Source organism: Streptomyces sp. RFCAC02 (assembly GCF_004193175.1).
Classification (GTDB): domain Bacteria; phylum Actinomycetota; class Actinomycetes; order Streptomycetales; family Streptomycetaceae; genus Streptomyces.
Map to the genome: position 1 here is coordinate 3,210,739 of NZ_SAUH01000001.1, position 26,067 is coordinate 3,236,805.

A 26,067-nucleotide genomic window follows, 5' to 3' on the forward strand; every position below is an offset into this window, starting at 1 on the left:
GGTCACAGGCGTGACAGGCGTGCGTGCGACGTCTGTTCGAGTGCACCCTTTCGAGTGAGTCTCAGCTTGACGGCAGGCATGTCGTGTGAATCGTGAGCAGCCTAGGCGAAGGGATGGCCGCCTGTCCGGTGTTTCGCAACGTAGGCTGGCGCCATGGGTAGGAAGCGTCCGGGTGGCGGGCTGAGCGCGACGCAGCAGATCGCCAAGTTCCTCGGGGTGAGCGTCGTTGCCGGAGCCGTACTCGCAGGTCTGGCCCTGCCGGCCGCCGGTCTCATCGGTCTGGCGGCGGCGGGGACCATGGAGGGGTTCGACGAGATCCCCGCGATGATGGAGCGGCCACCGCTCACACAGAAGACGACCATTCTGGACGCCGACGGCGAGAAGATCGCCGACGTCTACGAGCGCAACCGCACGGTCGTCCCGCTCGACGAGATGTCCGAGCACGTGCGGCACGCCCTCGTCGACGTCGAGGACGCCCGCTTCTACGAACACGGCGCCGTCGACCTGCGCGGCATCCTCCGCGCCCTCACCCGCAACGTCGAGTCGGGCTCGGTCGAGGAGGGCGCCTCGACCCTCACCCAGCAGTACGTGAAGAACGTCTTCGTCGAGGCCGCGGGCAACGACGAGGCCGCCGTCGCCGAGGCCATGACGCAGAGCGGCGCCGAGGGCCTCGGCCGCAAGGTCCGCGAGATGAAGTACGCGATACAGCTCGAACAGGAGCTGACGAAGGACCAGATCCTCGAGAACTACCTGAACATCACGTACTTCGGCCAGCAGGCGTACGGCATCGAGGCCGCCTCCCAGCGCTACTTCTCCAAGCACGCCGCGGACCTCACCGTCGCGGAGGCCGCGCTCCTCGCCGGCCTGGTCCAGTCGCCCAGCGCATACGACCCGATCCTCCACCCGGAGGCCGCCCTCGCCCGGCGCAACACCGTCCTCGACAAGATGGTCGAGGCGGACCACCTCACCCGCGCCGAGGCCGACGAGGCGCAGGCGACCGACCTCGGCCTCGACGTCAGTGAGACCCAGGTCGGCTGCATCACCGCCACCAACGACGCCGCCTTCTTCTGCGAGTACGTGAAGCAGGCGTTCCTGAACGACCCGGTCTTCGGCGAGACCAGGGAGGACCGCGAGGCCCGGTGGGCGCTCGGCGGCATGACCATCACCACGACGCTCGACCCGCAGGCCCAGGCCGCCTCCGCGCAGGCCGCCCGCGACGGCGCCGACCCGGAGGACGACGCGGTCGCCTCCGTCGTCCAGGTCGAGCCGGGCACGGGCCATGTCCTCGCGATGGCGCAGAGCCGCCCGTACGGCTTCGACCCCGCGCAGCACCAGACCCAGATCAACATGAACGTGTCGAACTCCATGGGCGGCTCGTACTACGGCTTCCAGCCCGGTTCGACCATCAAGCCGATCACGGCGGCCGCGGCCCTGGAGGAGGGCATCAGCCCGGCCCAGTCGTACGAGACCGAGTCCGAGATCGTCATGCAGATGGACGAGTTCGAGGACTGCGAGGGCAACCGCTTCGGCTCCGCCGACGAACCGGTCTGGGAGGTCTCCAACGAGCGTGAGGACGAGGAGGGCACCTGGGACATGACCAGCGCCCTCGGCCAGTCCATCAACACCTACTTCGCGAAGCTGGAGCAGGAGGCCGGCCTCTGCAACGCGGTGTCGCTCGCCCGCGAGATGGGTGTCGTGCGCGGTGACGACGAGGAACTCCCCGTCCGCCCCTCCTTCACCCTCGGTGCCGAGACCATCGCCCCCCTGGAGATGGCCAACGCCTACGCGACCTTCGCCAACCACGGCACGTACTGCACCCCGATCGTGATCACCTCCGTCGTCGACGCGGACGGCGAGGAGCTGCCCGTGCCGGAGACCGAGTGCGAGCAGGTCATGTCGGCGCACACCGCCGACACGGTCACGCAGATGCTGAAGGGCGTCGTCGAGGACGGCACGGGCCAGGCCGTGGGGCTCACCGACCGGGACAACGCCGGCAAGACCGGTACCTCCGACGAGCGGCAGAACGTGTGGTTCGTCGGCTACACGCCCGAGCTGGTCACCGCGGTCCGCGTCGGCGGCGCCGACGAGCTGTTCGCGATGGAGGACGTCACCATCGGCGGCCAGTACTTCGAGCGGGCCAGCGGCGCGGGCGTCGCCGGGCCGATCTGGCGGCAGGCGATGACGGGGGCGCTCGAGGGCGTGCAGGCCTCGTCCTTCACCGAGGTCGACGTGCCGCGCGCCGACGACCACGGGGACGACGAGCAAGGCGACGACGAGGACCGTGACGACGACCGCGGTGACAACGGCAACGGCGGCAACGGCAACGGCAACGGTGGCAACGGCGACAACGGGAACGGTGACGACGGCGACATCGACCTCGACCTGCCGGGCCTGGGAGACATCGACCTCCCGTCCGGCGGCGGCGGCAACTGGCCCTGACGGGCCGGGTCAGCCGGCCAGGGCCTGCTTCACGGCGGCGGCCACCCGGCCGCCGTCGGCCCGGCCGGCGACCTTCGGCTTCACGATCTTCATGACGGCGCCCATCGCGCGCTGGCCCTCGGCACCCGCGCCGCGGGCCTCGGCCACCGCCTCGGCGACGATGCCGGCCAGCTCGTCGTCGGTGAGCTGCGCCGGCAGGTAGCCGGTCAGGACCTCACCCTCGGCACGTTCCCGCGCCGCCTGCTCGTCCCGCCCGGCCCGGTCGAACGCCTCGGCCGCCTCGCGCCGCTTCTTCGTCTCCCGCGTGATCACCGCGAGGACCTCGTCGTCCGAGAGCTGCCGGGCCTGCTTGCCGGCGACCTCCTCGGTGGTGATCGCGGCGAGAGTCATCCGCAGCGTCGCGGAACGCAGCTCGTCCCGCTCCTTGATCGCGGCGGTCAGGTCGTTCTGCAGGCGGGACTTGAGGGAGCTCATGCTCACCATTGTGTCAGCCGTGACACGATGTCCCCCATGCGCGCGCGATACCGCATCCCTCTCACCGCCGCCCTCACCGTCGCCGGTCTCGGCGCCGCCGCCGTCGGTTACGCGGCGGGCTTCGAGGTCCGCTCGTTCCGCCTCCGCCGGGTGACCGTCCCGGTCCTTCCGCCCGGCGCCGGACCGCTGCGGGTCCTGCAGGTCTCGGACATCCACATGGTGTCGGGGCAGCGCAAGAAGCAGCGCTGGCTCCAGTCCCTCGCCGGCCTGCGCCCCGACCTCGTGATCAACACGGGCGACAACCTCTCCGACCCGGACGCCGTCCCGGAGACGATCGACGCGCTGGGGCCGCTGCTGGAGTTCCCGGGGGCGTACGTCTTCGGCTCCAACGACTACTACGCCCCGGTGCTGCGCAACCCGGCCCGCTACCTCGCCGAGCGCGCCTCGGGCCGCCACGGCAACAGTCCCGCGCACAACGTGCCCCGCAACCCGTGGTGGGAGCTGCGCGACGCCTTCGACGCCGCCGGCTGGCTCAACCTGACGAACACCCGCGGCCGCCTCGCGGTGAACGGCCTCGACCTGGCCTTCACGGGCCTGGACGACCCCCACATCCGCCGCGACCGCCTGCAGGACGTGTCGGGCGGCCCGGAGCGGGACGCCGATCTCTCCCTCGCCGTGGTCCACGCACCGTACCTACGCGTCCTGGACGCCTTCACGGCGGACGGCTACCCCCTGATCCTCGCCGGCCACACCCACGGCGGCCAGCTCTGCATACCTTTCTACGGCGCGCTGGTCACGAACTGCGACCTGGACCCGGAGCGGGTGAAGGGCCTCTCGACCCACGAGACACCGGGCCACCGCTCGTACCTGCACGTATCGGCGGGCTGCGGCACGAACCGTTACACCCCGGTGCGCTTCGCATGCCCACCGGAGGCAACGCTGCTGACCCTGACCCCGAGGGAAACCTGATTTCCCCGAACGGCCCCGCGTCGGCTAAAGTAGTCACCGCTGCACCGGGGTGTGGCGCAGCTTGGCAGCGCGCTTCGTTCGGGACGAAGAGGTCGTGGGTTCAAATCCCGCCACCCCGACAGTGAAGTACCAGGTCAGGGGCCTGATCCGCAGCGCGGGTCGGGTCCCTGATTGGTTCCTGGAGATCGCTTGGGAGAGATATGGGAGAAGATCTTGATCGGCTTCTCCCGGGAGCAGTCTCCGGTGCCGCAGGAATAGTGGCGCTCACGCGCCCGATGACCTGCGCATTCGCGAATCCGGGCTCGTAGCTGATCAGGAACACCCGTGCGGGCCACCCCAACGGTCGTTAGGAACACCGCATATGGCTGGTCATCTCTCAGCTCCTTCTCACGACCGGGCCCGTGCGCTCGCCCAGCGGGTACGTGCGTTAAGGGAAGACCGTGGGTGGACGCGGGAACGGCTGGCGAAAGAGGCAGGCATCGCCGTCGGAACGCTGAGTCGCCTGGAGAGCGAGGGAGCGATCCAGCCAGGTTTCCTGACCGTTGGCTCGGTGGCTGAGGCACTTGCGGTCTCTCTCGATGATCTGTTCCGGGCGACCCAGGTCCCGGCCGTCACGCCCGGCCTATGGTCCGCCGGATACGAAGGGCGGGACATCGACTCGTTCGTCGCCGCGCTCGTCGACAGCCGCATCGGTGTCGTGGCGGATGTACGGCTCACGCCGATCAGTCGCAAGAAGGGCTTCAGCAAGACCCGCCTCGGAGATGCCCTGGCGGAGGCCGGTATTGAGTACACGCACCTGCGTGGCCTGGGCAATCCGAAGGACAACCGGGAGCCCTTCTGGGACGGCCGGGTCGAGGTGGGACGCGCGCGCTTCCGTGGCCTGCTGCGGTCCCAGGAGGCGCAGGCCGACCTTGACCGCCTCGCGGAGCATGCCCAGCAGTCGCGGGTGGCGGTGTTGTGCTTCGAGAAGGACGAGAGCCGCTGCCACCGGCAGGTCGTCCTGGAGACGGTTCGCAATCGAGCCGCCGTGCCGGTAATTCCCCTGGCCTGACTTCACCCCTCGCTCCTGCACGCGCTCTTGCCCGCATCGCATGCCTCTCCTCCAATCATAGGATCGGGAGATCTATGGAGGGGGCAACCATGGGATCGGGGAGTCGAGAGCGCGCACGGATCATGATCACAGTCAAGACCTATCCGGAACTGTCCGCGAAGTACCACGAGACAAGCTGCGTGGCCGGCATACGGCTCGACCAGGGAACGCCCCAGCATGTGCGGCTCTTTCCGGTTCCGTTCCGGTTGCTGAACGAAGAAAGCCAGTTCGCCAAGTACTCGATCGTCGAGGTCGACGTGCAGCGACACCCCGGGGACCGCCGTCCCGAGAGCTTGCGCCCCAACCTGCAGACCCTCAAGGTCATCGAGCGCCTCGGGACAGCGGACGGCTGGCGCGAACGCTTCTCGCATGTTCAGCCCCTCGTGGCGCCGTCCTTGTGCTCCATAAAGCGGGACCAGGAACGGCGAGGGACATCGCTTGGTGTCTTCCGCCCAGAAGAGTTCACCGGCTTCCGCTTCGCACCTGCTGAGCCCTGGCCAGCTTCAAAGGCGGCCCTGGCTGATCAGTTGGATCTACTCGCGCAGGACCTTCGCCAACTGGAGTGGGTGCCACTTGAGTTCCGGTACAGCTTCCGATGCGCGGATCGGGAGTGCGGTGGTCACGACATGGGGCTGAGGGACTGGGAGGCGGGCGAGTCGTACCGCAAGTTCCTTCGCCAGTATGGGAAGGACGACGTGGAGGAGAAGCTCCGCGAGCGCTGGTTCGACCGGATGATCTCTCCGGAGAAGGCCGTGCACTGCTTCGTCGGAAACGTCGCGGCCCGCCCCAAGACTTTTCTGCTGCTGGGCCTGTTCTACCCGCGACGGGATGTCGTCGAGAACTTCCAGGAGAGTTTGTTCGACCTGTAAGGGTGATTACGCAGGGCATGGTCCCCGGGGCCAACCGCATCGGGGACCCCAGCCGTCATTCCTACAGCCGCTCCACCTTGATGCTGGTCGTCGCCGTGGCGCCCTCATAGTGCCGCGCTCAGTTACAACGCTCCCGACGCCCCACTGCGGGCACTGCACCGACGACCTTGCACGCTCCCTCCCGGCATCACTGGCAGCGGTGGCATCATGCTGTCGGTGACGTGCAAGATTCGCCTGTCCGCAGCCGGTGTTCACCTGTTCGACCGTAACTCGGGGATGAACGTGCTCCTCGACGAGGTGCCTGTTCCCGTTGAGCAGTTCTCCCGTGCTCCGCGGTACCTGTCCATCGCGCTGACTAACGCCTGCGAACTCCGCTGCGCCTACTGCTATGCGCCCAAGCACGCCGCCGCGCTCGACAGGGAGCGTGTAGTCGCGTGGGCGGTCGAACTCGATGCTGCCGGGTGCCTCGGGGTTGGCTTCGGAGGAGGGGAACCGACCGCGTACCGAAGGTTCGCCCAGTTGTGTTCGGACATAGCCCAGTCCACGTCTATGGCGGTCACCTTCACGACGCATGGGCACCGGCTCACACCCGAACTCGTCGAATCCCTGCGCGGGGCCGTGCACTTCGTCCGCCTGTCAGTCGACGGGGTAGCAGCCACCTACGAGCGGCTCCGCGGCCGGCCGTTCGCGGCCGTGGTCCAGGCGGCCGGGTTGCTCGGCTCTCTCGCCCCGTTCGGCATCAACGCTGTCATCAATGCCGACACGGTCGGCGAACTGGATGACCTCGCAGAGTTCGCCGACGAGGTCGGCGCGTCCGAACTCCTGCTTCTTCCGGAGCAGCCAACCGCGGCAACTCCCGGTATCAGCGACGCCGACGCTCAGCGCCTCGTCGAGTGGGCCGCGGCAGCCAGGAACGGGGTTCGGCTCGCGATTTCCCGTACCGGCCTCGAAGCCACGCTGCCCACGGCGGAGGCCGTCCCAGGCGAGCGCCCCCTCGACGCACACATGCATGTCGACGCGACAGGCGTCCTGCGCCCTCACGCCTATGCGCCCACGGGATTGTCAGTCGGGGGCTCCATCATGAAAGCCGTGCAGGCGCTGAGGGAGGCCCGATGAGGATCTGGAACGGCTACGGCTCGGAGCACTCGATGGACCTGGTCTTGATCGGCCGATTTCAGACGGTCACCGGTGCCAAGGCAGCGGAGGAGCGCATGGAGGCTCTGAAGGCTCTTGCCGAGGACGCGTGGTCCGATGACGACTGGCAGAGCCCTGGCGAGCGCATGCCTCGCGAACTCGGCGAAGCACTCGCCAAAATGAAGTTGTACGACATGGGGAGGTACGACGTCGATGTCTTCGCCCTTGACCACACCGTCACCCGCACCGGAGAGATGGTCCGGATCTGGACCGACGAGTCCGACGTCCAGGGATTCCTGAAGGCACTTCTCCACTACGGCGCGAAAGTCGAGATCTTCTCCCGTCACGAATGGGACGAGGACACGATCACTCGGTCGGATGCAAGCACTCGGAGCGACAGTGGATCTGACTGATCTGGAACGTCTGCCCGGCGCCGCCGACCGGAACTTCGAAGCGCTCACACGGGCCATCGTCTCCCGCCGCTACGGCGCGCTGGGCACGATGCGGGAGCGCCGCAACCAGCCCGGCGTCGAGTTCTACCTGCACGTCGATCACGCCGGTGCTCTCGGCGACCCCGGCCGCGTCTGGGGTTGGTCGTGCAAGTGGTTCATCCTCAACAGCAAGAATGAGCTCAGCGCAGGCCAGCGCAAGCAGATCGAGGACTCGCTCTCTAAGGCGATCGAGCACGTCGTAGGGCTGACCGACTTTGTGCTCTGCCTTCCGAAGCGACCCGCCAAGGGGGACGAGGAATGGATCAACGGACTCGGTCAGAAGGGGGTCAGCGTCAAACTCTGGTCCACCGAGAACTACGACGACCAGCTCGCGGGACACGACGAGCTCCGCTCCACCTTCTTCGGTGAACTTGCCCTCACCGCAGACGTACTGGCGCAAGCCCACAAGCGATCTGTTGCACCCGTCGAGGCACGGTGGATGCCACGGCTGCACACCTCCCACCACGTGGAGCATCGCATCGACCGGGCCTTGCTGCGCCCGGCGTCGTTCGAGTGGCTGCAGCAGCGCACCGACGACATCGCAGCCCGGATCCAGGCACTGCGCGCAGCCCCCGACGGCCTCGACAACACCTTCCGCCAAGACGCCGTAAAGATTGCCGACGACCTGGAGCGGTTCGTCGACGACCTGCGGGAGGTCCTTGACGCAGGGAGGAGCCTCCGGCCCTGGGAGGTCCGCGAGCGCCTCGCCGAACAGCGGCTGCCCGCAACCTCTCCCCGAACACTGCGACGCCTCGTGCTCAGACTGAGGAAGCGTGGCCTGCCCGAGGCGCTGCTGGTCACTGGTCTCGGTGCGGAGATCCGCGACATCGTCCAGTGGCTGCACGACACCCGGGCGGACATCGAAGCCCCCCTACTCGCCGTCATCGCCGCCGCGGGACAGGGCAAGACGCACCTCGCCGCGCAGATGACCTCCCCGAACGACCAGCCCACGGCAGGAGTCTTCATCCAGGGCGGGAACCTGCCTGCCCGCGGGACGCTCGACGACCTCGCGCGACGGATCCCCGGACTGAAGGTCGACTACTTCGAGGACCTCCTGGAAGCGCTCAACTCAGCTGGTAGCCGCGCCGGCTGCCGGATTCCTTTGATCATCGACGGCCTGAACGAGGCAGAGCGGCCCTCGCAGTGGAGAACACTGCTCGCCGGATTGGCACCGGCCCTGGGCGCCTACCCTCACGTGGCGGTGATCGTCACCCTCCGCGAGGCGCTCGCCGACCAGGCCCTCCCGCAGGACACAGTGCTCCTGGAGCTGGAGTGGCAGCGCGCGGAAGTCGACGACATCCTCCGCGTGTACTTCCGTCATTACCTGATCAATCCGGCCGACGCCTGGCTGCCGATGGGAGAGTTCCACAACCCGCTGTTCGTCCGCATGTACTGCGAGGCCGCGAACCACGCCCGCCGAGTGCCGGTGGGCGTGGAAGCGCTGCCTCAGTCCCTCATCGGCGTCTTCGAGCTGTACCGCAAGGGTGTGGTCGAGCGGCTGGCCCAGGATCCGGCCCGCATCCCGGTGCCGGCGGACCAGATCCAGCGCCGCCTCACGGCTCTGGCGAGACACCTGTGGGCGCACAGCGTCCGTCGGCTTCCGTTCGACGAAGCACGAAGAATCCTCGACGCTGACCAGACGAACTGGGACGAAAGCCTGTTCCGGCGCCTCGCAGAGGAGGGAGTGATCTTCCGCGAAGAGATCAGAGGCTCCGACGACACGGAGTGCGGCTTCGTTTTTGATCGCCTCGCTGGATACTTGATCGCCGACGCGATTCTGGTGCGCATTCCCCCCGCGGACGTCAACGAGCAGCTCGCGGAGGCGACTCTCTGGCAGTCCTTCCTGGGCGACCAAGCGCACCCCCTCGCCGAGGACATCCTCATCGGTCTCATCTCACTGCTGCCACGCCGCTTCACCCGGCACCACCTGTGGCGCGTCGCCCCCGATGAACACCGTTCGTTGGTGCTCGCCCAGGAACTCACCACCGAATCGGACTTCCTCGACGACGAGACCGTCGACGCGCTCGCAACCGCGCTCGTTACCGCGCATCCCAGCAGAAGGAAGGGCCGACCAGCGTTCGGCCGTCTGTGGGAGATCCGCAGGTCGGCGCCGCACCGCCTGAATGCCGTATTCCTCGACCGCGTCCTGCGCCAGCTGCCCCTTCCCGAACGTGACCTGCGCTGGACCGAATGGGCTCGAGGCCAGGCTCCAGACCGGCTGACGGCCGACCTGGAACGAGCGATCGACAGGTGGTCCGGCACCAGCGATCGCGCTGAGAGCGACGACCTGGAAGCGCTGGCCATCGCCTGGCTGCTGACTTCCTCGGACACGAGCATGCGGGACCTGGCGACGAAAGCCATCCAGCGCTACGGCCGGCCCGAACCCAAGCGGCTGTTCGACCTCGCCGCCCGGATGCTCGATATCGATGACCCCTACGTCATCGAACGGGTCGTCGCCGCAGCGTTCGGCGCCGTCAGCGCCCACCAGATGCCCGATCCCGGCGGACCGCTCGAAGGCGCGCTGCGGGACTGGCTGGTGCAACTGCGCAGCCACTTCCTCGATGGCGGGACCACACCCACCTCACACGAGCAACTGCGCGGCCACGTACGGGCCACCTATGAATTCGCCGGCGCCCTCCACCCTACCGCCGTCCCGGAGAGTGTCGACGCCTTCGCGCCAAGGTTCGCTGCCGTGGCGCCAGCCGAGGTGATGGAGGACGACGACCCCAACGCCGAGGAGTGCGCCCGCACCTTCGGCATGGACTTCGAGAACTACATCATCGGGGCCGCCATCAACGGCAGGGACAACTACGACTTCACCCACCCCGACTACCGCAGGGCCCGCGCCGAGGTCATGGCCCGCGTTTGGGAACTGGGCTGGCGCGAGAAGGGATTCGGCAGCGTTGACCAGTCCATTGCCGCGAACGCCGAGCGGCCTTACAGCTCTAAAAGGAGGGTGGAGCGGTACGGCAAGAAGTACGGCTGGATCGCCTACCACGAAATGGTCGGCCGCCTCGTGGACGTCGGCCGCGCACCAGCCCCATTCGGGGACGCAGAGCGCTTGATGCCCGACATCGACCCGACCTTTCCCGACCGACCTCCCGTGGCGCCCATGCCCCTTCCGCTCTGGGCGCCCGTGGAACCGACCGACGACCAGACGTGGCTCACCTCGGGGACGGTGGCCGTCCCGGACCAGCTGTGGTCACCCGAGGAGGTCCACGGCGTGAAGGGCGGCTGGCTTCTGGTCGAGGGGTATCTGAAGCACGGCCACGACGGGCGGACCGTGTTCGGGTTTTTCCGCACCCTCCTGATGGAGCCGGAGGACGCGGAACCCGCCCAACAGCTCGCCGGCGAGCGCCAATATTTGGGAAACCACTTCTTCCCTCCGCTGCCGATGGTCCGCGACGTGCTGGCCGCTGAAATGCCGTGGAGCCCCCGGTTCGAGCTGACCCTCGACGACGATGCCTCAGGCGCCTTCCCGCACCGCGCGCTGCGTCGCGACTGGCAGGACGAAGGCATCGGGCTCGACCAGGTCGCCGTGGAGTTCGCCCCCGACAGCCCTTCGGAGATCGGTCTCGGCGGGAGCTACGACGTGCCGTCGTTCGAGTTCGCTGCCAGGTTCGGTCTGCGCCAACTGCCCGGCACGGTCGACCTCGTGGGCCTGGATGGCCAGCGCGCCTCCGCAGTTTTCCGCGCGGACAAGCCCTGGCGCGGCCACCTACTCTTCCTGCGACGCGATCTTGTCGAGGACTTCGCCGGTGATCGCCGGATCATGCAGGTGGCTTGGGGCGAGCGAGAGGTGGCCGCCGACTGGAACTCTGTTCCTTCCTGGATGCGCGCAGTGCGTCGCAGCTACGCGCACGTGTGGCGCCACATCCGAATGCCGGGGGCAGGTCAGCGCAGTGCGGAGAACTAAAGGTCGTACGCCAACGGGCGCCGCTGGCTCGGCGGCTGCTGCCGCCGACGCACCAGCCAACGCCCCCGGCTCGCGGGCGTTCCCGCGCTCGCGCTCGTCGGACCAAGACGTCGTGCGTTCCCGACAATAAAGTGCTAGGTCAGGGGTCTGATCTGCTAAGTGGATCAGATTCAAGATTCCGAAGATCGAACTGCTGCTCGACACCAACCGCCTCGGCCACTCCGCCCTCACCGGGCTGCTGCCGGTACCGGGGTCCCGGGTGGTGACGGTCAGCTCTGGTTGGAACAGATCTGCGAAATCACTGTTTTGGCCGAAGTTTCGCGCGCGTCTGCTCCGCTCGCTCCGCGAAGCCGTCCAGCCACTCCTGAGAGATGTGGTCCTTCCAGATGGGGAGGTGTAGCGCGGACACCCACGGCCCGAGCACTCGACCTCCGGATCCGAGGTGGCAGAACGCACGAAACCGCACAGGGACGTATACCCTCACCGTCTGCATCACGAGTCGGATTCCGTTACAAAGCACATCATGGTCGATGAGCCAGACCGTGTTCGCCTGCGGCTCCAGGCGCCTCGGCGGCCGGTGGCGGATGTGCTCGGCGGGAAATCCATAGACCAGCGGGGCTGGCCCGTGGATATCGATCTCATAGCCGACGGCATCGACCCCGAATCCGATCGCTCCCACGTTGGTGATGCGCACGCCGAGGTAGCGCGCTTCAGTGTCGGCGTTCAGGAGCTTCAGCTCCGGGAGGTGTTCGATCTTGGATACAATGTTCTCGCCTCCGGCGCTGATAATGCCGACCGCTTCCGCCTCAGCCTGCGGCGTCGTGAACGCCTTTACGACCTGATTGAGTTGGTCTGCGCTCAGGCCGCCACCACGGCTCTGGGTAGCCTGACATTCCTTCCAGGCCAGCAGTTCTTCGGTGGGGTAGGCGTCCGGGTGGCGGTCCACCCACTTGTGATGCTTGTGACACAGAAGCACCAAGTTCGGCTCACTGTTGACCTCGGTAAAGTTCAAATCGAATCGCGGCCCTCCAGCCTTCTCCGCGCGGATGTGAGCCACCTCCACGTTGATGCTCAGCAGTCCTCGATGCTCCTCGACCAAGGGCTCTGGGCAATCGGGGTATGCACAGCTCGTCGCACGGCCGAAGAGCAGCTTGCACAGCGGGGCACCAGGGCTGAAGTCACTCACGCGACCGACGATAGGCGGTCCTTATCGCTTCGACCGGTCAAACGCTTCAGCACATCGCAGTGCGCTAAGAACGGGGAATGCGACGGTGCCCCACAACAGTGTCGTGGGGCACCGTGGGGCTACCGGAAGGCGGCCGCGCGCGTGCGAAGGAGGTCGTTGAGCACACCCACAGGGGATCTTGGGCACAGGGCCAGACGGGCGTCGAGTGCTGCCTCCCACTGCTGGGTCAGGCCGAGCTTGAGGCGTTCTCGCATGCCGGGTGTGACGTGGGCGTAGCGCGCGGAGACCGAACCGTCGAGGTGGCCCATGCGCTCGTCCATGAGCACCTTCTCGGCGCCCAGGTGCTCCATCAACGTCCGGTGGGTGTGACGGAGGCCGTGGGGTGTGAGGCCCTTGGCGATCGGGAGCCAGCAGGCATCGGCGCGAGCGGTGGCGCCCCGCCCTCGTGCGGGGACGCCGGGCCACCGCTCGCCGAGGATGGGCACGGGGCGGGCCTCCTGCGGTGCCTTCTTCGGGTACCAGCCGGAGGCCGCCGGGGTGAACAGCCAGGTGGCGAAGCCGTTCCTGCGCCAGTGGGCTGCGTGCTCCGACACTGTGCCGCCCCGTACGAATCCGAGGTCGGCGATGGCCTTCTCGACCCGCACTCGGGTGGCCTCGGCGACCCGGTCGGGTCGGTTGAGGACGTTGGAGACCGTCCCCGTGGAGACGCCCGCCAGCCGCGCGACATCGACCAGCTTCGCGCCCTGGTGCCCACCGGTACGCGCTGCCCCCTGGCCCCGGAAGACGTACGTCCTCCGTGACAGGGACACGGCGTCGGCTTCGTATGGGCGATGTGGTCGAAGACCAGGGACGATAGCCAGCCCATCGAGTCGATGTTGCGGTAGCTTTCGTCCTTCGGCGGACAGCGCACCAGCTCACCGGTGTCCAACTCGTACAGCTGCCACTCGACACGGGACACGCCGGGCCGAACGAGCTCCGTTTCCAGGCCGACGATTTCGCCCCAGCGCTTTCCGGTGTAGCCCTTGAGGACCACGGCGACGAACTCGTCGTCGCGGCCAGACAGCAGGGCCGCTCGCTCGGCGGTCAGGAGGATGCCGAGGGTGTCGGTGACGACCTTCTCCGGACCGCGGTCCCGCGAGCGGCCGGCGCGCTTGCCACGCCCTCGCCGCCTGGCGGCCGGGTTGGAGGTGATCAGGCCCTCGTCGATCGCGTCCTCGAAGATCAGGTGGAGGTCGAGCGCCAGGTCTTGACGCTGGAGGCCGCGTACACGGCCTTCCCCTTCTTCTCCCAGGCGGCGACGTCCGTGCGCAAGATGCCGGCGAGCGCCTTGTCCTCGAAGTCGGGGAGCAGGTGCTCCTCGATGTGGCGCTTGTAGTTTTGCATGGTCGAGGCGGCCAGGTCCTGGGCCTCGTACCAGCGGCTTGCGTACTCGCCGAAGGTCTCCTGACCGAGGCCCGGGTCGCGCCACTGCCCGCGCCGGATGTCTCGCATTCCCTTCGATCAGCTCCCCGCCGACGTCCGCCAAGCTGTCACCGACAAGACCGGCGCCGTGCATCAGGCAGTGACCATGACCGGCGGCATGAACTCCGGTGTCGCCTCCGTCCTGGAGACCGAGAGCGGCAGCGTTTTCGTGAAGGGCATCGCGAGTGATCATCCGCAGGTCGCAGCACAGCGCCGCGAGGCGGAGATCGCTCCCCACCTGCCCACGTCGTGTCCCCACCTGTACTGGCACCTGGAAGTCGGTAGATGGAGCCTTCTCGGATACGAGGTCCTGAGCGGTCGCCACGCCGACTACAGGCCCGGCTCAGCCGACTTGGTGCTCGTAGAAGCCGCGCTCACCGAACTGCAACGGGTCACCGCTCCGGCCGACATCGAGATCAAGGACGCGGTGGACCGCTGGGCGGATTACGCTCCGCCCGGAACGCTCCAGCACTTCAGTGGCAACACCCTGCTGCATACCGACTTCGCACCGCACAACGACCTGATCGCCGACGGGCGGGCTCGCCTCATCGACTGGGCGTGGCCAACGCGCGGTGCGGCGTGGATCGATCCAGGCGCCTTGGCGCTGAGGCTCATGGACGCCGGCCACCCGGCGGAGGACGCGATCATGTTCGCAGGCCGCTTCCCGTCGTGGCGGAACACCGATCCGGAGGCACTGACGGCATTCGGTTCCGCATCTGCGGTGCTGTGGCGGGAGATCGCCGAGGAGGATCCAACGCCGTGGAAGCAGGGGATGGCCAAGCGGGCCGCTGCATTCAGGCTCGTACTCCACAGAGGGGCGTAGGCCCAGTAACAGCAGAGGGGGCGATGTTCGTCAGCGACAGACGTCCCGCTGCGAAAAGACCGAGACGGGCGCCAGCGTCTGCTCGTATCTTCAGACTATGACCGTCACCGCACGGCGGGATCTGGTGAGCCCCGCGACCCGCAATGCCTTTCGCTCTCTGGCCACGGACCTGACCATTCGCATCGTGGCCGAGCTGTGGGAAGACCACGGGTTCGCTCCCGTCCCTCCAGACGAGCTGAAGTACCAGGACTCGGGCCAGCGTCGAACCGAGTTCATGCTCTACGCGGAAGGTGTCGACTGGTCAGACCCTAACCAGGTGCGGCGTGCGCTCCTGGTCTTCGAGGACTTTATTCGCGCGTACCGCGACCCGGGCGATCAGGGCACACCGAAGTGGTTGGACGACATCAGGGTGCGCCTGGAACCGGACGGCTTCGCTCTCGATCGGGAGGGCAGGATCTCTTGGTCCAACCCGCCGGTGCTGGTCCGTGATCTGAGCGGCCTGAGCGACGCCTCAGGCATCACGATCGAGCTGGAGCGTATCCGCAGAGATCTCACCACAGATCCCCACGGTGCCATTGGCTCAGCCAAGCAGCTCATCGAGGCGACCGCGAAGACGGCTCTCAACGAACTCGGCATCGACGTCGACAAGAACGCCGCACTTCCCGCTCTGATCAGCACTGTCCAGAAAGCGCTGAAGCTTGACGCCGGCTCGGCACCTGACGGACCGGACGGCAGCAAGGCCGTGAAGAAGATCCTTTCGGGCTCGGTGAACATCGCCGTCGGGGTCGCCGAACTACGCAACCAGGGCTTCGGCAGCGGTCACGGCCAGGCGAGCGCACCGTCCGGGCTTGGAGTGCGCCACGCCCGACTCACGGTCAACGCTGCCGTCACCTGGTGCGAGCTGATCCTCGACACCCTGTCGGACCCCACCCCACCGCACCGTGGCGCAAGGCCAAGGTCTAAATCGCTCCATCCCCACAGATACCGTCTCGCCTGCAGAACCTTGCAAACTTGCTCCGCAATGCAATTCGCAGGCAGCCCCGTATAGGGTGTGGGTTATCCGGTGAAGTTTAGGTTGTGAGACCGGGAAACGCCGAGCATGGCCTGGTGGACGCCGTTACCCCTCGAAGCGCGATGGTGCGGATAGCTTGGCTGGCGCTGAGGCAGGCCACACGAAAGGCTATTTAGTGAAAATTTTTATGGACGAGTCAGGAAACGGAAACGCCTCCCAGCCGTTAATTGTCGGCGCGGTTGAACTGGGTGAAGATGCAGAAGATATTGAGGTGAGAATCCGTGATTTGCACAAACGCCTAGACGCAAGGAGTAGCTTGACCGGATTTGGTAGTTTCGAAGAATTCCGCAAGGATGGCTTTCACAGTTCGAACGATCCGGTAGAGGTTTCTGTTCCATTTCTAGAACTGATGCGGGCCACCTTCTTCAAGACGTACATGCTCGTCACTGATCGAACGCGCGTCCCTGGCGGCACGGAATCCGAGCGAATCGAGTTCATGTATATAAAGTTGTTGAGTGATCTTTTGGTCCGACATCGCAATGAATCTGAGCTGCTTTGCTACATAGAACAGAGCGAAGAGATGACGTCGATCATTGGCCGACTACCTAATATCGTCACCAAGCAGGCCCACAAAACAATCGGCAAAACAGCACCGCTGCCAAAATTGAAGCTCGCAATGGTCGCCAAGCGCGATTACATGTCTACCGCCATCATCGACTATGTCATGGCAGCCGTAAGTAGATGGCTCCAAGCCGGCCGCACCTTGGATCCGAAAGGCCGGCCTTACAGGGGATTCCGCGAGGTTGAGCCGTCCATTTCTATACTCTATTCGTTCGAGCACGGCCGCATTTCCAGTCGAAAGGACCCACTTCATTGATGTGTGATACAATCCCGCCGAGGTGGGGCTGCGGTCAACGTTGTGCGCGAGTTCGCGTGCGTTGCATGATAGTCCTTGCACGGGAGTGTGGCCCTACCTCTTTGACGTGCCACCGCAGGGGGACCAGTGGCTTTTTCGGTTGATCACCTGGCGGAGCAAGCCTTCCTGTCGGTCAAGGATCTGGAATGGCTATCCGCACATCTTCCTGCAGGTGAAGGGATCTTCTATGTCCAGCGGAGGCATCGCAAGAAGCACGGCGGGATACGAGAAGTATTCGAGCTGAAGTCGCCATTCAATACCATTAGCAAGAATCTGCATCGAAGCTTTACGAGCCGATTCTCGTATGAAGCTCCCGGCCATGTTCACGGGTTCGTTCGCGGACGTTCCACGATCAGCAATGCCAGTCAGCACCTTGCAAAGAGGTGCGTCTTGCGCATGGATCTTGAGGACTTCTTTCCGTCCATTGGTGCCGCAACGATACGGGATTTGTTGCGAGAGCAAGGCTACGAAGAGAAGGCTGCGGAACTTGCCGTCAATCTTGTTACTATCGGTGGCAAGCTGCCAATCGGGCTGAGTACGTCGCCCCTCTTGTCTAATTTGGCTTTCCTGAGCACGGACCGCTCCCTCGCTGAGTATGCACGGTCGGAGGGTCTTTCTTTTACGCGCTACGTGGACGATCTGACATTCTCTGGAGATGTCACTAACCGCCACTCAGTAGATATCGCTCGTATTCTCGACGACGCTGGCTGGTCGATAAACACGCGCAAGACCGTCTTCATGCGCCGCGGCGGTCCGCAATACGTTACCGGTTTGTATGTCGGAGAATCGGACGGGCCGCGGATTCCACGTAGGGTGAAGCGCAAGATGCGATGGATCTTGCACGTGATATCGAAATTCGGTTACGCCGCCTATATGACAGAGTTCGGCGGCGAGGGCGATGAGATGTTTCGGCGTCGCCTGTTGGGCTGGGCATGCTATATCGCCGCAGTCGAGCCAGACGTGGGTTACCCACTACTGCGAGCGTTCGATGAACTGGTTGATGAAGAGGATCTGGAAGAAGATGAAGAGGGTCTATACGACCTGCCCTAAGGCGCCCAGACACTCTGTGGACGGGCAGCCCACTTCTGGGAGAATCCTGGGAGATGATCTTCCTCTTGAGGCCCGCTGAAGCCCCGCCACACCACCTCAGAACAACACCCTGACCTGCACATCTAAAGACGGCAAAGATGGGGATCATGGTCGAACCTCATTCGGGACGAAGAGGTCGTGGGTTCAAATCCCGCCACCCCGACACATATCAGAAGGCACCTACTCACGTGAGTAGGTGCCTTCTGGCATTCGGCACGGCAGCGGAGTACGGCAACCGCTACGGCCCCCGCCGCCCCTCCCCCTTCTTCCACTTGCTGCCGAAGGCATTACCCGGCCTGCGCAATGCCCGCGGCTCGTGGCGAAGTCCCGGTAGGCGGACTCAAGGGGCCGGGAGCTGGAGATCCTCGGGCGTGTCGGTATGGCGGTGGCATGACTCGGATGGTGCGGGGCCGGTGGTTATGGTCCGCGCGTAGCATCCGGGCATGGGACGAAGTGGTGCCGGGCGGTTTCCCGCTCACTGGCCGGTGCGTGTCCGGGCGTTCCTGCGGGGGGAGCTGGCGCCCGTGCCGGCCCGGCCCGCGGCGACCGTGCTGCTGCTGCGGGACGGCGCGGACGGGATCGAGGTCTTCATGCTGCGGCGGCGCGCGACGATGGCGTTCGCGGCCGGGATGTACGCCTACCCGGGCGGTGCCGTCGAGCCGGGTGACGCGTCGCCGGCGCACGCAGCCGTGCGGGAGACGTACGAGGAGGCCGGTGTGCTGCTCGCCGGACCCGCCGGCGGCGACGGCGTCGTGACGGAGGTGCCGGGACCCGGCGGCCCGCCGGCGTTCGACGCCTTCCTCGAGCACCACGGCCTCACGGCGCGCACCGGTCTGCTCGCGCCGTGGGCGCGGTGGGTCACGCCGGAGTGGGAGGCACGCCGGTACGACACCTGGTTCTTCGTCGCCGCGCTGCCGCCCGGTCAGCGGTGCCGCAACGCGTCGACCGAGGCGGACCGCACCGCGTGGCTCCGGCCCGCCGACGCGCTCGCGTACGGCATGCTGCCGCCGACCGTCGCGACCCTCCGCGCGCTCCTGCCGTACGCGGAGGCCGGCGGCCGCGCCGAGGACGTACGGGCCGCCGCGGCCGCCGCACCGGTGCCCGGCCCGGTGATGGCGCGCGCCGCGGTGGAGGGCGGGGACGTGGTGGTGTCCTGGCCGGGGTACGAGGACTTCGGGGGACGACTGCCCGCAGCACCGAGGGAGCCACGGCCATGACCGACATCGACCCGCCGCCCGGCCGCCCCGCGGCCACGGTCGCGACCGGACCCGTGGGGAAACGTTCCTTCCTCGTCCTCGCGCCGAACCCGTCCCCCATGACGCTGGACGGCACGAACACCTGGATCCTCGCCGAGCCCGGCGCCCGCCGCGCCGTCGTCGTCGATCCGGGGCCGCTGGACGAGACCCACCTGCGGCACGTCGCCGCCACTGTGGAACGGGCCGGCCGCCGCGTGGCGTACACCCTGCTGACGCACCGCCACGCCGACCACGCCGCCGGCGCCGCCCGCTTCGCCGAGCTGACCGGAAGCCCCGTCCTGGCGCTCGACCCGGAGCTGCGCCTCGGCGACGAGGGGCTGACGGCAGGCCAGGTCCTCACCGTCGACGGGCTCGAACTGCGCGTCGTCCCCACCCCCGGCCACACGGACGACTCGCTGTCGTTCCACCTCCCCGCCGACGCCGCCGTGCTGACGGGCGACACCGTGCTCGGCAGGGGCACGACTGTCGTCGCCCATCCGGACGGCAGGCTCGGCGACTACCTGGACTCGCTGCGCCGCCTCCGCTCCCTCACCACCGACGACGGCGTCCGCACCGTGCTGCCGGGCCACGGCCCCGTGCTCCACGACGCGCAGGCGGCCGTCGACTACTACCTGGTGCACCGCGCGAATCGGCTCGCGCAGGTCGAGACGGCCGTGGAGAACGGTCTGCGCACCCCGGCGGCGATCGTCGCCCGCGTCTACGCCGACGTGGACCCGGCCGTCCGCCCCGCCGCCGAGCTGACCGTGCGCGCCCAGCTCACCTACCTGCGCGAGCATGGACTCGTACGACCGACCAGCGAGGAGTGAGCCACGTCATGACCGCGAGCACCGAACTGCTCATCGACGCCTACGACCGGGTCCGCGAGTCCGTCCACGAAGTGCTGGACGGTCTCACGCAGGAGGAGCTGACCGCGCGTCTCGACCCGGCGGCCAACTCGATCGCCTGGCTGGTCTGGCACCTCACCCGCGTCCAGGACGACCACGTCGCGGGCGTGGCAGGACACGACCAGATCTGGACGAAGGAGGACTGGGACGGCCGGTTCGGGCTGCCGTTCCCCGCCGGGGACATCGGGTACGGCCATACGAGCGAGGACGTGGCGGCCGTGCGCGGGATCGCCCCCGAACTGCTCGCCGGCTATCACGACGAGGTGCACGGGCGGACCGTGGCGTACCTCGGGGGCCTGGCGGACGAGGATCTGTCCCGGGTGGTCGACACCTCGTGGACGCCGCACGTCACGCTGGGCGTGCGGCTGGTGAGCGTCGTGAACGACGACACGCAGCACGTGGGGCAGGCCGCGTTCGTGCGGGGCGTGCTGCTGCGCCGCCGCTGACCAGGGCGGGAACGCGCGGGACCCCCGGCGCGGCGGCCGGGGGTCGGACCGCCGTCAGCGGGAGCGGCGGGCCAGCCGCTCGATGTCGAGCAGGATCACGGCGCGGGCCTCGAGCCGCAGCCAGCCGCGGGCGGCGAAGTCGGCCAGCGCCTTGTTGACCGTCTCCCGGGAGGCGCCGACGAGCTGGGCCAGCTCCTCCTGGGTGAGGTCGTGGACGACGTGGATGCCCTCGTCGGACTGCACGCCGAAGCGGCGCGAGAGGTCGAGCAGCGCCCGCGCGACACGGCCCGGCACGTCGGAGAAGACGAGGTCGGACATCTGGTCGTTCGTCCGGCGGAGCCGGCGCGCCACGGCCCGCAGCAGCGCCGCGGCCACCTCGGGGCGGGCGCTCAGCCAGGGCTGGAGGTCGCTGTGGCCGAGGCCGAGGAGCCTGACCTCGGTGACGGCGGTGGCGGTGGCGGTGCGCGGCCCCGGGTCGAAGAGGGACAGCTCGCCGATCAGCTCGCCGGGACCGAGGACGGCCAGCATGTTCTCGCGGCCGTCGGGCGAGGTCCGGTGCAGCTTGACCTTGCCGTCGGTGACGACGTAGAGGCGGTCGCCCGGGTCGCCCTCATGGAAGAGGGTGTCGCCGCGGGCCAGGGTGACCTCGGTCATGGAAGCGCGCAGCTCAGCGGCCTGCTCGTCGTCGAGCGCCGCGAAGAGCGGGGCGCGCCGCAGAACGTCGTCCACGAGTTCTTCTCCTTGTCGGCCGGGTGACGTCCCCCATGATGCCGGACGCCTCGGCAGTGCTATCAGTCACAAGTTTGACGTACTACGGCTGCCCTTCCCACGGCAGGGCACCCCTCGGGGGCCGATACGGCCGGGAACCGGGCGGATGTCGGTGCCGCCGTCTACGCTGGCCGGGTGCCCAACGGCCCGTACGGGTCCGTGCGGTTGCCCGGCGGGCACGCCGCGAGACGCACGAGAAGGAGAGGCCGGCCGGGTGAACGCACGCCAGGATTCCGCCGACAGCGAACGCGCCGGTACGGGTGGCGCGGCGCGCCCGGAGAGCAGGCTCGCGATGGTCCGCCGCGCCCGCCGGATCAACCGCGTCCTCGCCGAGACGTACTACTACGCGCATCCGGAGCTCGATTTCGAGAACTCCTTCCAGCTCCTGATCGCCACCGTCCTGTCGGCCCAGACGACCGACCTGCGGGTCAACCAGACCACTCCCGCCCTCTTCGCCGCCTACCCCACCCCCGAGGACCTGGCCGTCGCCGACCCGGCGGAACTGGAGGAGCTGATCCGTCCGACCGGGTTCTTCCGGAGCAAGGCCAAGGCGCTCCTCGGCATCGCCACGGCCCTGCGCGACCGGTACGACAGCGAGGTCCCCGGCCGCATCGAGGACCTCGTCACCCTGCCGGGCGTGGGCCGCAAGACGGCGCACGTCGTCCTCGGGAACGCGTTCGGCCGCCCGGGGATCACCGTGGACACGCACTTCCAGCGGCTCGTGCGCCGCTGGAAATGGACCGAGCAGACCGACCCGGAGAAGATCGAGGCGGAGGTGGCGGAGATCTTCCCGAAGAAGGAGTGGACGATGCTCTCGCACCGGGTGATCTTCCACGGCCGCCGCATCTGCCACAGCCGCAGGCCGGCGTGCGGCGCCTGTCCGGTCGCCCACCTGTGCCCGTCGTTCGGTGAGGGCGAGACGGACCCGGAGAAGGCGCGGAAGCTCCTCAAGTACGAGATGGGCGGCAAGCCGGGGCAGCGCCTGAAGCCGCCGCCGGACTATCCCGGCACGCCCGCCGCGCCCGCCCCCGCGAACTGACCGCAGCCCCGACCGCCGAGGAGCCCATGACCAGCAGCGCGCACGACACCGACACCGGTACGGACCCCGCGGACCACGGCGTGCTGCCCCCGTGGCTCCGGCCCCTGGCGGACGCGGCCCGCACGATCCGGCCGCGCCAGCTCAGCCGCTGGCTGCCGCCCCCGACCGGCGGCCGGCCCTCCGCCGTCCTCGTCCTGCTCGGCGAGGGCGCGCAGGGACCCGAGCTGCTGCTCCTGGAGCGGGCCACCAGCCTGCGCGCCCACGCGGGGCAGCCCTCGTTCCCCGGCGGGGGGCTCGATCCGGCCGACGGCGACCCGGACGGTGAGGGGCCGCTGCGCGCCGCGCTGCGCGAGGCGCAGGAGGAGACCGGCCTCGACCCGGCGGGCGTCCATGTCTTCGCGACGCTGCCGCGGCTGTACATCCCGGTCAGCGACTTCGTCGTCACGCCGGTCCTCGCCTGGTGGCGCGAGCCGTCGCCCGTCGCGCCGATGGACCCGGCGGAGACGGCGCGGGTCTTCACCGTCCCGGTCAGCCACCTGGCGGACCGGCGCAGGCGCGGGACGGCGGTTCACCCCAGCGGGTACCGCGGGCCGTGTTTCGAGGTCGGCGGGACGCTCGTGTGGGGGTTCACGGCCGGCGTGATCGACCGGATCCTGCACTTCGCCGGCTGGGAGCGCCCCTGGGACCACGACCGCGAGCTACCTCTCGACCACGGCGCGTGAGACCGTTGCGCACATGAATGTGCTCGACGTCCTGCTGCTGCTCGCCGCCGTCTGGTTCGCGGTGATGGGCTACCGGCAGGGGTTCGTCGTCGGTGTCCTGTCGGTCAGCGGGTTCGTGGGCGGCGGGCTGCTCGCGGTCTCGGCGCTGCCGGTGGTGTGGCGCGAGGTGAGTGACGGGGCGCGGCCGGGCGAGGCGGGGATCGTGGTCGCGGTGGTCGTCGTCCTGGTGTGCGCCTCGGCCGGTCAGGCGCTGACCACCCACTGGGGGAACCGCCTGCGCGGCCGCATCACCTGGTCCCCCGCCCGCGCCGTCGACGCGACGGGCGGCGCCCTCGTCAACGTCCTGGCCATGCTGCTCGTGGCCTGGCTGCTGGGGTCCGCCCTGGCCATGACGACGCTGCCCACGGTCGGCCGTGAGGTGCGGGACTCACGGGTGCTGCTCGGCGTGTCGCGGGTGGTGCCGGAGCGGGCCGACTCGTGGTTCGCCGGCTTCGGCGACATCCTCGCGCAGAACGGTTTCCCCCAGGTCTTCGCCCCGTTCGGCGGCGGCGAGGTCATCCGGCACGTACCGCCGCCCGACCCGGAGCTGGCGCGCGGCGAGACGGCGCGGGACGCGCGGGCCTCGGTGGTGAAGGTCGTCGGCACCGCGGCGTCCTGCGGGAAGATGCTGGAGGGCAGCGGCTTCGTCTTCGCCCGCGAGCGGGTCATGACGAACGCGCACGTCGTCGGCGGCGTCGACGAGCCCACCGTCCAGGTCGGCGGCGAGGGGCGGCTCTACACGGCCACCGTCGTGCTGTACGACTGGGAGCGGGACGTCGCCGTCCTCGACGTGCCGGGGCTGCGGGCGCCCGCGCTGGAGTTCAGCGAGGGCGACGCCGTCTCGGGGGACGACGCGATCATCGCCGGCTTCCCGGAGAGCGGCCCGTACGACGTCCGCGCCGCCCGTGTGCGGGAGCGCTTCCCGGCCACCGGACCCGACATCTACCGGCGCGGCACCGTCCACCGCGACGTGTACTCGCTCCACACGACCGTGCGGCCGGGGAACTCGGGCGGCCCGCTGCTCACGCCGGACGGCGAGGTGTTCGGCGTGGTCTTCGCGAAGTCGCTCGACGACGAGCACACCGGGTACGCCCTCACCGCCGACGAGGTGCGGGAACTGGCCACGCGGGGCCGCGCCGCCGACGAGCCCGTGGACAGCGGGTCCTGCGCGATGTGAGAAGGCGGACGCGGGGCACTCGCCCCGCCGTCCGTCAGGTGCGGGGGTGCCGCAGGCGCGCGCTCACCCAGCGCGCGCGGCGGCGGAGGATGTCGGGGAAGCCGATCCGGGGATCGTGCAGCGAACCGTCGAGATGCCGCACGGCGCTGTGCGCCGGGGCGGCGGCGCCGTTGCCGCTGCGGTCACGTGCCACGTCACGGTAGTCGTGCGTCCAGCCCATACTCAGCTCCCTGCCCGGCCTCCAAGGTCAGTAACCTTCCAGGAGCGAAGTCGCCCGGACTATGCCGACGGCACGTGCGCCGGGGCGCGCCCCGCCGGGCGCCACCGCGCGGGGCGGGTCAGCGGTCCGGCTCGGGGTCACGCAGCCAGTCGATCAGCTCGGTGGTGAACGCGGCCGGGTCCTCCTCGTGCGGGAAGTGCCCGAGCCCGTCGAACAGCCGCCACCGGTACGGCGCCTCGACGTACTCCACCGACCCGGCCGCGCTGCGGGCACGCAGCACCGGGTCGAGCGACCCGTGCAGATGCAGCGTGGGCGCGAGGACCGGCCGCTTCATCCGCCGGTTGAACTGGACGCCGTCGGGGCGGGCGATCGACCGGACCAGCCAGCGGTACGGCTCGATGGCGCAGTGCGCGGTCGACGGGATCGTCATCGCCCGCCGGTACACCTCCACCGCGGCCGGATCGAGCCCGCGCGGCCCCGACCACTCGTCGAGGAGCCGCCCCACGGTCCGCGCGTCGTCCGCGACGAGCTTGCGCTCCGGCAGCCAGGGGCGCTGGAACCCCCACACGTACGCGCTCGCCGCCGTCTGCCGCGGGTCGCGCAGCAGGGCGGAGCGCCAGCTCCGCGGGTGCGGCATCGAGGCCACGGCGAGCCGCCGCACCAGCTTCGGGCGCATCACGGCGGCGGTCCACGCGAGGTAGCCGCCGAGGTCGTGCCCGACGACGGCGGCGTCCGGCTCGCCGAGGGAACGGATGACGCCCGTCAGGTCCAGCGCCAGGTTGGCCGGGTCGTAGCCCCGGGGCGTGCGGTCGCTCCCGCCGACGCCGCGCAGGTCCATCGCCACGGCCCGGAAGCCGGCCTCGGCGAGCGCGGGAAGCTGATGCCGCCACGTCCACCAGAACTGCGGGAACCCGTGCACCAGCAGGACGAGCGGCCCGTCCCCCATCTCGGCGATGTGGAACCGGGCGCCGTTGGCGGCGACGTCGCGATGGGTCCACGGCCCGTCCAGGAGGACGGCCGCGGACCGGGCGCCGGACTGGTCGGCGGCAGGGGTCATGTGGCCGAGCCTGACGCGTCCGAGGGGACGTCACGCGGATGCGGCTTGACGTTCGACAGTACGGCGGCTGACTCCTTGGCGGACCTGATCGACCGTTCGGGTGGCGAGATGCGGCCGAACTTGGCCTTGGCGAGGCCGAACAGGATCGCGGCGATCACCACGTACAGCCCGCCGACGATCGTGCAGGCGATGGCCAGCGGGACGTCCCACCAGTTCCGCAGCCAGAAGGCCAGCGCGAAACTGAACATCGGCATCGCGAACAGCGCGAGCACCGCGCCGAACATGCCCGCCGCGCTGCCGAGCGCCGCCTTCTTGGCGTCCTGCCGCATCTCCGCCTTGGCCAGCGCGATCTCGTCGTGCACCAGGCCGGACAGCTCGGCGGTGGCCGAGGAGATCAGCTCCCCGAGGCTGCGCCCGTCGTCGGCTGCGGTCATCGCGGTCTCCTTCTTTCGTCTCCCGGTGGCGGTGGTCGTCGCGTCGCCGGTGCAGTCCGACAGTAACGGCGCGCTGGTGACGCGTCAGTTCCTGACACCTGTCCGCTGCCCCCGGGGAGTGATCCGAATGCTATAGGGGCGCCCGATGACATACCG

Annotated in this window: 23 protein-coding genes, 1 tRNA gene and 1 pseudogene; 18 read left to right on the forward strand and 7 right to left on the reverse strand. The window is 68.4% G+C overall.

Features of this window, described 5'->3' with window-relative positions:
- Positions 1–153: 153 nt before the first annotated feature.
- Positions 154–2,439 (forward strand): transglycosylase domain-containing protein, encoded by a 2,286-nt coding sequence (locus tag EMA09_RS15040; protein WP_129841544.1) that lies wholly within the window; start codon positions 154–156, stop codon positions 2,437–2,439.
- 9 nt (positions 2,440–2,448) lie between these two features.
- Here the strand turns inward: EMA09_RS15040 and EMA09_RS15045 are convergent, their stop codons facing one another.
- On the reverse strand, positions 2,449–2,913 hold the full coding sequence (locus EMA09_RS15045) for a GatB/YqeY domain-containing protein (protein WP_129841545.1): 465 nt from the start codon (positions 2,911–2,913) through the stop codon (positions 2,449–2,451).
- Positions 2,914–2,949: 36 nt separating this feature from the next.
- On the opposite strand from EMA09_RS15045, the gene EMA09_RS15050 reads away from it, so the two are divergent.
- The 7 genes from EMA09_RS15050 to EMA09_RS15080 all read left to right on the forward strand — a co-directional run bounded on the left by EMA09_RS15050 (position 2,950) and on the right by EMA09_RS15080 (position 11,382).
- Complete coding sequence (locus EMA09_RS15050) at positions 2,950–3,882, forward strand: metallophosphoesterase (protein WP_129841546.1); 933 nt, start codon at positions 2,950–2,952, stop codon at positions 3,880–3,882.
- A gap of 45 nt (positions 3,883–3,927) precedes the next feature.
- Positions 3,928–4,001, forward strand: a tRNA-Pro gene (locus tag EMA09_RS15055).
- Positions 4,002–4,243: 242 nt separating this feature from the next.
- The gene (locus EMA09_RS15060) at positions 4,244–4,933 is read left to right on the forward strand and encodes a DUF488 family protein (protein ID WP_129841547.1); all 690 of its coding nucleotides are present in this window, start codon (positions 4,244–4,246) and stop codon (positions 4,931–4,933) included.
- A gap of 122 nt (positions 4,934–5,055) precedes the next feature.
- Positions 5,056–5,841: a hypothetical protein gene (locus EMA09_RS15065; RefSeq protein WP_240796405.1), complete on the forward strand. Its 786-nt coding sequence runs from the start codon at positions 5,056–5,058 to the stop codon at positions 5,839–5,841.
- Between the two features lie 216 nt (positions 5,842–6,057).
- Positions 6,058–6,957: a radical SAM protein gene (locus tag EMA09_RS15070; protein WP_168220732.1), complete on the forward strand. Its 900-nt coding sequence runs from the start codon at positions 6,058–6,060 to the stop codon at positions 6,955–6,957.
- A complete protein-coding gene (locus EMA09_RS15075) occupies positions 6,954–7,388 on the forward strand; it encodes a DUF6375 family protein (protein WP_129841550.1) in 435 nt (144 codons plus the stop codon). Before EMA09_RS15070 ends, EMA09_RS15075 begins: the two co-directional genes overlap by 4 nt.
- Positions 7,375–11,382, forward strand: a complete 4,008-nt coding sequence (locus tag EMA09_RS15080) for an ATP-binding protein (RefSeq protein WP_129841551.1) — start codon at positions 7,375–7,377, stop codon at positions 11,380–11,382. The genes EMA09_RS15075 and EMA09_RS15080 overlap by 14 nt, the downstream gene beginning before the upstream one ends.
- 298 nt (positions 11,383–11,680) lie before the next feature.
- Here the strand turns inward: EMA09_RS15080 and EMA09_RS15085 are convergent, their stop codons facing one another.
- Both EMA09_RS15085 and EMA09_RS15090 read right to left on the reverse strand, forming a co-directional pair.
- On the reverse strand, positions 11,681–12,568 hold the full coding sequence (locus EMA09_RS15085; RefSeq protein WP_129841552.1) for an HNH endonuclease signature motif containing protein: 888 nt from the start codon (positions 12,566–12,568) through the stop codon (positions 11,681–11,683).
- Between the two features lie 119 nt (positions 12,569–12,687).
- Positions 12,688–14,047, reverse strand: a pseudogene (locus EMA09_RS15090) (LacI family DNA-binding transcriptional regulator); the annotation flags it as partial.
- A 1-nt stretch (position 14,048) separates the two neighbouring features.
- Here EMA09_RS15090 and EMA09_RS15095 point away from each other — a divergent pair.
- The 7 genes from EMA09_RS15095 to EMA09_RS15125 all read left to right on the forward strand — a co-directional run bounded on the left by EMA09_RS15095 (position 14,049) and on the right by EMA09_RS15125 (position 20,455).
- The gene (locus EMA09_RS15095; RefSeq protein ID WP_129841553.1) at positions 14,049–14,852 is read left to right on the forward strand and encodes an aminoglycoside phosphotransferase; all 804 of its coding nucleotides are present in this window, start codon (positions 14,049–14,051) and stop codon (positions 14,850–14,852) included.
- 97 nt (positions 14,853–14,949) lie between these two features.
- Positions 14,950–15,900 carry an abortive infection family protein gene (locus tag EMA09_RS15100; RefSeq protein WP_240796406.1) on the forward strand — a complete coding sequence of 317 codons (951 nt, stop codon included), beginning with the start codon at positions 14,950–14,952 and terminating at the stop codon, positions 15,898–15,900.
- A 100-nt stretch (positions 15,901–16,000) separates the two neighbouring features.
- Entirely contained in the window at positions 16,001–16,741 is a 741-nt protein-coding gene (locus tag EMA09_RS15105; protein ID WP_129841554.1) for a hypothetical protein, read from the forward strand.
- A 126-nt stretch (positions 16,742–16,867) separates the two neighbouring features.
- Positions 16,868–17,830 carry a reverse transcriptase family protein gene (locus tag EMA09_RS15110; protein WP_129841555.1) on the forward strand — a complete coding sequence of 321 codons (963 nt, stop codon included), beginning with the start codon at positions 16,868–16,870 and terminating at the stop codon, positions 17,828–17,830.
- Positions 17,831–18,312: 482 nt separating this feature from the next.
- Positions 18,313–19,086: an NUDIX domain-containing protein gene (locus tag EMA09_RS15115; protein ID WP_129841556.1), complete on the forward strand. Its 774-nt coding sequence runs from the start codon at positions 18,313–18,315 to the stop codon at positions 19,084–19,086.
- A complete protein-coding gene (locus EMA09_RS15120; protein ID WP_129841557.1) occupies positions 19,083–19,931 on the forward strand; it encodes an MBL fold metallo-hydrolase in 849 nt (282 codons plus the stop codon). The genes EMA09_RS15115 and EMA09_RS15120 overlap by 4 nt, the downstream gene beginning before the upstream one ends.
- Positions 19,932–19,939: 8 nt before the next feature.
- Positions 19,940–20,455, forward strand: coding sequence for a DUF664 domain-containing protein (locus EMA09_RS15125; protein ID WP_129841558.1), 516 nt, complete (start codon positions 19,940–19,942; stop codon positions 20,453–20,455).
- Positions 20,456–20,509: 54 nt separating this feature from the next.
- On the opposite strand, the gene EMA09_RS15130 is transcribed toward EMA09_RS15125, so the two are convergent.
- The gene (locus tag EMA09_RS15130) at positions 20,510–21,184 is read right to left on the reverse strand and encodes a Crp/Fnr family transcriptional regulator (protein ID WP_129841559.1); all 675 of its coding nucleotides are present in this window, start codon (positions 21,182–21,184) and stop codon (positions 20,510–20,512) included.
- A gap of 331 nt (positions 21,185–21,515) precedes the next feature.
- Here EMA09_RS15130 and nth point away from each other — a divergent pair, with 331 nt between their 5' ends.
- The 3 genes from nth to EMA09_RS15145 are packed head-to-tail and all read left to right on the forward strand — an operon-like array spanning position 21,516 to position 24,200.
- On the forward strand, positions 21,516–22,262 hold the full coding sequence (nth, locus tag EMA09_RS15135; RefSeq protein WP_240796671.1) for an endonuclease III: 747 nt from the start codon (positions 21,516–21,518) through the stop codon (positions 22,260–22,262).
- 26 nt (positions 22,263–22,288) lie between these two features.
- Positions 22,289–22,984, forward strand: coding sequence for a CoA pyrophosphatase (locus EMA09_RS15140; protein WP_129841561.1), 696 nt, complete (start codon positions 22,289–22,291; stop codon positions 22,982–22,984).
- 13 nt (positions 22,985–22,997) lie between these two features.
- Entirely contained in the window at positions 22,998–24,200 is a 1,203-nt protein-coding gene (locus EMA09_RS15145) for a MarP family serine protease (protein WP_129841562.1), read from the forward strand.
- 34 nt (positions 24,201–24,234) lie between these two features.
- Here EMA09_RS15145 and EMA09_RS15150 read toward each other — a convergent pair whose 3' ends face one another.
- The 3 genes from EMA09_RS15150 to EMA09_RS15160 form a co-directional block, all read right to left on the reverse strand.
- Positions 24,235–24,420 (reverse strand): hypothetical protein, encoded by a 186-nt coding sequence (locus EMA09_RS15150; protein ID WP_129841563.1) that lies wholly within the window; start codon positions 24,418–24,420, stop codon positions 24,235–24,237.
- A 118-nt stretch (positions 24,421–24,538) separates the two neighbouring features.
- A complete protein-coding gene (locus EMA09_RS15155; RefSeq protein ID WP_129841564.1) occupies positions 24,539–25,477 on the reverse strand; it encodes an alpha/beta hydrolase in 939 nt (312 codons plus the stop codon).
- The gene (locus EMA09_RS15160) at positions 25,474–25,911 is read right to left on the reverse strand and encodes a phage holin family protein (protein WP_129841565.1); all 438 of its coding nucleotides are present in this window, start codon (positions 25,909–25,911) and stop codon (positions 25,474–25,476) included. Before EMA09_RS15160 ends, EMA09_RS15155 begins: the two co-directional genes overlap by 4 nt.
- Positions 25,912–26,067: the final 156 nt, after the last annotated feature.